The sequence below is a fragment of the Nocardia sp. CC201C genome (genome assembly GCF_030010695.1).
Classification (GTDB): domain Bacteria; phylum Actinomycetota; class Actinomycetes; order Mycobacteriales; family Mycobacteriaceae; genus Nocardia; species Nocardia otitidiscaviarum.
The window spans coordinates 23,995-30,355 of the sequence record NZ_JASCXP010000031.1 but is presented as its reverse complement, the minus strand read 5'-3'; the positions used below and the strand labels follow the sequence as shown (position 1 = coordinate 30,355).

Sequence of the window (6,361 nt, the reverse complement as noted above, 5' to 3'; positions counted from 1 at the left end):
TCGCCGGCCGCACAGCGGGCCGCGGCGGCGAATCTCGCCCGGCCGCCGCGGGTGCCCGGCGGATCGAATCGGCCGATGAACGCCCCGGGGACGGAAACCTGCGGGGCGGTTGGTGGGTTTCACGGGCGGGCATGGGTAGATTTGCGGGCGAGCATGATCGATTGGCCGGGACGTAAGGGGCCGCCGGTGGCACAGCAACTGCCGTTCGATTCGCTGTATCGGCACGGGTTCGCGCGGGTGGCGGTGGCCGTACCGCGCGTGCGGGTGGCCGATCCGGCCTACAACGCCGAGCAGACGCTGGGGCTGGCGCGGCAGACGGCCGAGCGCGGGGCGGTGCTGACCGTGTTCCCGGAACTGGGGGTGTCGAGCTATACCGCCGACGATCTGTTCCATCAGGACGCGCTCGACGACGCGGTGGGGGCGGCGCTGGCGCGCATCGTGGCCGAGAGCGCGGATATCGCCACGGTGCTGGTGGTGGGTGCGCCGGTGCGGACACAGGGGCGATTGTTCAACTGCGGCATCGTGATCCAGGGCGGGCGGGTACTGGGCGCCGCGCCCAAGAGCTATCTGCCGAACTACCGGGAGTTCTACGAGAAACGGCAGTACGCGGCGGCACGAGAATCGCTCGACGATCACATCACCATTGCCGGACAACGGGTTCCGTTCGGCGACGACCTGCTGTTCCAGGCCGCGAACGTGCCCGGCTTCGTCGCCCACCTGGAGATCTGCGAGGACGGCTGGGTGCCGTTGCCGCCCAGCGGATTCGCCGCGCTGGCGGGAGCGACGGTGCTGGTGAACCTGTCCGCCAGCAATATCGTCATCGGCAAGGCCGACTACCGCCGCGACCTGTGCACCTCGCATTCGGCGCGTTATATGGCCGCCTACCTGTACTCGGCCGCCGGACACGGGGAGTCGACCACCGATATGGCGTGGGACGGGCAGGCGCTCATCTGCGAGAACGGCAATCCGCTGGCCGAAGGCGAACGGTTCGCCGCACAGCCCCAACTGGTGACGGCCGATATCGACCTGCACCGGCTGGCCGCCGACCGGCTGCGCATGACCAGCTTCGCCGACAATGTGCACGACCACCGCGACCGGCTGCGCCGCTTCCGGCGCATCGACCTCGACCTGCCGGTTCCCGACGGCGCGGTGCCGCTGCGCCGGGAGATCCCGCGCTTCCCCTACGTCCCGGCCGATCCGGCCAGCCGCAACGAGCGCTGCGCCGAGGTGCACCACATCCAGGTCGAGGGCCTGAGCACGCGCATGGCGGCCACCGGCTCGCAGCGGGTCGTCATCGGGGTGTCGGGCGGTCTGGACTCCACCGTGGCGCTGATCGTCGCCGCCAAGACCATGGACCGGCTGGGGCTGCCGCGCTCGAATGTGCTGGCCTACACCATGCCCGGCTTCGGCACCAGCACCCGCACCCTGGAGGACGCGCGCCGGCTGATGCGCGCGGTGGGGGCGACGGCGCACGAGATCGACATCCGGCCGTCGTCCACCCAGATGCTGCGGGATCTCGGACACCCGGCCGCCGAGGGTGCGCCGCAGTACGACGTCACCTACGAGAACGTGCAGGCCGGGGACCGCACCTCACACCTGTTCCGGCTGGCCAATATGCACCGGGCGCTGGTCGTCGGCACCGGCGATCTGAGCGAACTGGCCCTCGGCTGGTGCACCTTCGGCGTGGGTGATCACATGGCGCACTACAGCGTGAACGCGTCGGTGCCCAAGACACTGGTGAAATTCCTGGTGGCGTGGACCATCGACACCGATGGTCTGGGGGCGGAGGCCAGCGAGGTGCTGAAATCCATTCTGGCGACCGAGATCTCACCGGAGCTCATTCCCGGCGACAGCGACGCGCCCGCGCAGAGCTCCGAGGCCACCGTGGGACCCTACGAACTTCAGGACTTCCACCTCTACCATCTGCTGCGCTTCGGTGACCGGCCCAGCCGCATCGCCTACCTGGCGCGGCACGCGTGGGGGGATCGCACTCGAGGGCGCTGGCCCGACCTGATCCCGGCCGACCAGCGCAACGAGTACGACCTCGCCACCATCAAGCACTGGCTGGGCGAATTCCTGCACCGCTTCGTGCAGACCAGCCAGTTCAAGCGCTCCACCCTGCCGAACGCGCCCAAGGTCGGTTCGGGCGGGTCGCTCTCCCCGCGCGGGGACTGGCGGGCGCCGAGCGACGCCTCGGCCGCCGCGTGGATCGACGAACTGCACCGCAACGTGCCGGACCGCTGAGGGGGTGTGCACGCGCCGCGGAGCAGTTCGCTGAGGCGGTGCACGGCGGGAGCGGCGCTGGGAGAAGTGCCTGTCCCGGAGGGTGCTGCGCTTGCCCACCCTGCGCCCCTGGCGCAGACTGCCCAAGCGCAGCGGCCCAACGCAATAGCCGAGCGTCGCAGCCGAGCGGACCGGCTCGGCGGGCCGGTCAGGCCGCGGTTGTCACTCCGTAGCGGGTCAGTAGTCGAGTGCGTTTGCGGGGGTGGAGATTGGCCTGGCTGATGTCGCCGCCGTAGTGGGCCAGCAGGCGCGGGTCCATGACGAGTCGCCACAGCGGGGGGATGAGGGCCAGGACGATCATGGTGGCGTAGCCCGCCGGAAGTTGCGGAGCCTCGTCGGAGCTGCGCAGGGTTTGGTAGCGGCGGCCGGGATTGGCGTGGTGGTCGCTGTGCCGCTGGAGGTGGAACAGGAAGATGTTCGTGACCAGGCGGTCGGAGTTCCAGCTGTCGCGCGGCGAGCAGCGGGCCCAGTGGCCGTTGGCGCGACGGCGGCGCAGCAGACCGTAGTGCTCGACGTAGTTGACCGTCTCGAGCAGCCCGGCCCCGATCACCGCTTGCAGCAGCAGGTAGGGCAGCACCGCCCAGCCGAAGGCGAGGAGCAGCCCGCCGAACAGCACGAGCGTCATGGACCACGCCTGCAGGATGTGGTTGTGGATACTCCACCAGCCGTGTCCCTTTCGGCGCAGCCGGTCGCGTTCCAGGGTGATGGCGGACCGGAAGCCGCCGAATATGCTGCGCGGCAGGAACCCCCACAGCGATTCGCCCATGCGCGCGCTGGCCGGATCGTCGGGGGTGGCCACGCGAGCGTGGTGACCACGGTTGTGCTCCACGAAGAAGTGGCCGTAGCCCGATTGCGCCAGCGCGATCTTGGACAGCCAGCGCTCCAGGTGTTCGACGCGATGCCCGAGTTCGTGCGCGGCATTGATGCCGATGCCGCTGACGAAGCCGAGCGTGGCCGCCAAGCCCAGTTTGTCGGTCAGCGTCAGTTCGTCACCGGCCCACATATAGCAGGCGATGATCAGGCCGATGAGTTGGATGGGCAGGAACAGGTAGGTGCACCAGCGGTAGTAGCGGTCGTTGGACAATAGCTCGTAGTCCTCGTCGCGCGGATTGGTGCCGTCCTCTCCCACGACCCAGTCCAGCACCGGAATGACGATGAGCACGATGATCGGACCGATCCACCAGAACACCTCGGAGCCGGTGTGCAACACCAGCTGCGAGGGCAGCAACGCACACCCCGGGGCAATCAACCCCAACACCCACAGGTGGCGTTTCGGATCGGGAGAACCCGAACGTTTGCCAACCATTTGCACGTTTGCCCCGCTAATTAGATACCTTTGGAACTTCGCAGGTAGATATGTACAGACCCTACCGCCGTTACGTCACACGCAGCCGAGCAAAGGTGGCAACGGTTACATGCCAGGCAGTTGGTTGCGTGAGACTTACCGATATGATGTCTATCACCGCACATCACAGGCAAACTCGTGGTGAACTCCACTACCTGCGTAACCCCCCTGAGCGAACTCGCAGCCGCACTGCGGTAATCCACCGGACGCAGCAAACCGTACGACCCTCTCATGCCAAATTGTTGTGAGCGCAGCCCGGCGCAGCGGAGCTGCGAAGGCGCGAAACGACTTTCGCTCGCCGCGCTCACCGACCCCACACATAGCGGACGCGCGGCCGCCCGGTGCGACCATAGTCGGTTTGCCGCCGCACCACGCCGTCATCGGCCAGCCGCTCCAGATACCGCCAGGCGGTGACCCGCGAGACCCCGATGGCCCGCCCCGCGTCCCCGGCCGTCAACCCGGCGTCGGCATCGCGCAGCACCCGGGTGATCTCCTGCAAGGTCTGCGGCGCAAGACCTTTGGGCGTGCCCACCCTGGTATCGGTGGTGCGCAGCGCACCGAAGGCCCGGTCGATGTCCTGCTGCGACACCGCGTCGGTGGTGTCGGGCAGCGCCGCCCGGAACTCCAGGTAGCGCTCCAGCTTGTCGCGGAAGGCCGCGAAGGTGAACGGCTTCAGCAGATACAGCACCACCCCGTGCGCCACCGCCGCCCGCACCACCTCGAGATCCCGCGCGGAGGTGATGGCGATGACATCCGGCCGCCGCCGCGACCGCGCCAGCACCGCGGCCACCTCCAGGCCGCTCATATCGGGCAGCCCGATATCCATGAGCACCAGATCGATCGGCTCCTCCGCGCGGGCGGCCTTGGCCACCGCGTCCAACGCCGCGCGCCCGCTGTGCGCCACCGCCACCGGCTCGAAACCCGGCACCCGCGCCACATACGAGCGGTGCGCCGAGGCGATCGCGGGTTCGTCCTCCACCACGAGCACCCTGATCATCGCGCGCACCCCGCCATCCGCCGCCGCGGCCGCGCGCGCCGCCGCGGCACCGGCGCGCGACCCACCACCGACATCCATTCCGCCGACATCCATCGCGCCGACATCCATCCCACCGAGTTCCTTCCCGTCACCGAGTTCCACCGCGCCCGCGCGGCGACCGCGCTTCCCGTCATCGCTGAAACCTCACGACCACAGCCGATTCCGGCGTGCGCACCGCACGCAGCTCACCGCCGTGCCGCGTCACCAACCGGCGCACCAGGGCGAGCCCGAGCCCGTGATGGTCGGTCTTGGTCGAATACCCGCGTTCGGTGGCGCGGGTGAACACCTCCTCGGACATCCCCGCGCCGCTGTCGGCCACCCGCACGAACAGTCCCTCCGGATCATTGCGCACGGTGACCTCCACCCACGCGTCGTCGTCGCGCCCGACGGCGTCGAGCGCGTTGTCGATGAGATTGCCCAGCAGCGTGACCATTTCGTTCGGGGTGAGCGGATCGGTGGACTCCAGCGCGGTGTCCCCGCTCACGGTGAGCTCCACCCCGAACTCGGCGGCCTGCTCGACCTTGCCCAGCAGCAGCGCCACCACCGCCGGTTCGGCCACCGCACCGGTCATGCGGTCGATGAGCGACTGGGTCAACTCCAGTTCGGCGGTGGCGAAATCGACGGCCTGGCGGGTGTGGCCGAGTTCGACCATGGTGATGACGGTGTGCAGCCGGTTGGCCGCCTCGTGCGCCTGCGCGCGCAGGGCGTCGGCGAAACCGCGCACCGAATCGAGTTCGCCCAGCACATCCCGCAGTTCGGTGTGGTCGCGCAGGGTGACCACGGTACCGATACGCCGCCCCTCGCGCTCCACCACATCCTGGTTCACCACCAGCACGTGGTCCGGCGTCACGTGCATCTCGTCGCGCACCGCGTCGGAACCCAACTGCCGCAACGACTGCGGCAGATCCGTCCGACGCACCCGCCCCTCCGGCAGTCCGAGCAGCCGCCGCGCCTCGTCGTTCACCACCACCGCGTCCTCCCCCTCCGCGTCGAAGACGAGCAGCCCCTCGTGCACCGAATGCAGCACCGCTTCGTGATGCTCGTAGAGCGCGCGCAGCTCGGCCGGAGCCAGGCCGTGGGTCTGCCGCAACAGCCTGCGCCGCAACAACAGTGATCCGATGGTCGCCAACACCAGGCCCGCCGCCGCGATGCCGAGGATGCCGGGCAGCTGCTCCTCCACCTGATCGCCGATCCGGGCCCGGGTGACGCCCGCCGAGACCAGCGCCACGATGCGGCCGTCGGCATCGCGCACCGGCGTCACCGCGCGCATGGACGGCCCCAGGCTCCCGGCGTAGGTCTCGGTGAAGGTCTCCCCCGCCAGCGCCCGGTCGATGGTGCCACTGAACGGTTTTCCGATGCGCCCCGGATCGGTGTGCGTGTAGCGGGTGCGGTCGGGAGCCATCACCACGATGAAATCCATGCCGACGCTGGTGCGGATCCGTTCGGTCACCGGTTGCAGCAGTGCGGGCGGATCGGGGCTGCGCAGCGCCGCCAGGGTGGACGGGGCCTGCGCCAGCGTCACGGCCACATCGATCACCTGACGGCGGGTCGCCTCGTCGCGCTCGCGCCGCGTCTGCAAGACCCCCAGGGCCGTGCCCGCGCCGATGACCAGCGCCAACACCACCAGCTGCACCACGAACACCTGTCCGGCCAGACTGCGCCGACGGCGCTGGACTCGTCGTTTCACCCGGTGGCCC

At 69.3% G+C, this 6,361-nt stretch carries 4 protein-coding genes; 1 reads left to right on the top strand and 3 read right to left on the bottom strand.

The genetic code is table 11. The features are described 5' to 3' along the window. Window positions 1–153: 153 nt before the first annotated feature. Complete coding sequence (locus tag QK444_RS05860; protein ID WP_282777833.1) at window positions 154–2,244, top strand: NAD(+) synthase; 2,091 nt, start codon at window positions 154–156, stop codon at window positions 2,242–2,244. Window positions 2,245–2,431: 187 nt separating this feature from the next. On the opposite strand, the gene QK444_RS05855 is transcribed toward QK444_RS05860, so the two are convergent. The 3 genes from QK444_RS05855 to QK444_RS05845 form a co-directional block, all read right to left on the bottom strand. Next, a complete protein-coding gene (locus QK444_RS05855) occupies window positions 2,432–3,589 on the bottom strand; it encodes an alkane 1-monooxygenase (protein ID WP_282777831.1) in 1,158 nt (385 codons plus the stop codon). A gap of 343 nt (window positions 3,590–3,932) precedes the next feature. Then, window positions 3,933–4,625 (bottom strand): response regulator, encoded by a 693-nt coding sequence (locus tag QK444_RS05850; RefSeq protein ID WP_282777838.1) that lies wholly within the window; start codon window positions 4,623–4,625, stop codon window positions 3,933–3,935. Window positions 4,626–4,794: 169 nt separating this feature from the next. Then, window positions 4,795–6,351 carry a sensor histidine kinase gene (locus tag QK444_RS05845; protein WP_282777830.1) on the bottom strand — a complete coding sequence of 519 codons (1,557 nt, stop codon included), beginning with the start codon at window positions 6,349–6,351 and terminating at the stop codon, window positions 4,795–4,797. Between the last annotated feature and the right edge of the window lie 10 nt (window positions 6,352–6,361).

Coding starts and splice junctions, on each gene's coding strand:
- QK444_RS05855 (WP_282777831.1), bottom strand. CDS start 3,589: ATGGTTGGCAAACGTTCGGGTTCTCCCGATCCGAAACGCCACCTGTGG.
- QK444_RS05850 (WP_282777838.1), bottom strand. CDS start 4,625: ATGATCAGGGTGCTCGTGGTGGAGGACGAACCCGCGATCGCCTCGGCG.
- QK444_RS05860 (WP_282777833.1), top strand. CDS start 154: ATGATCGATTGGCCGGGACGTAAGGGGCCGCCGGTGGCACAGCAACTG.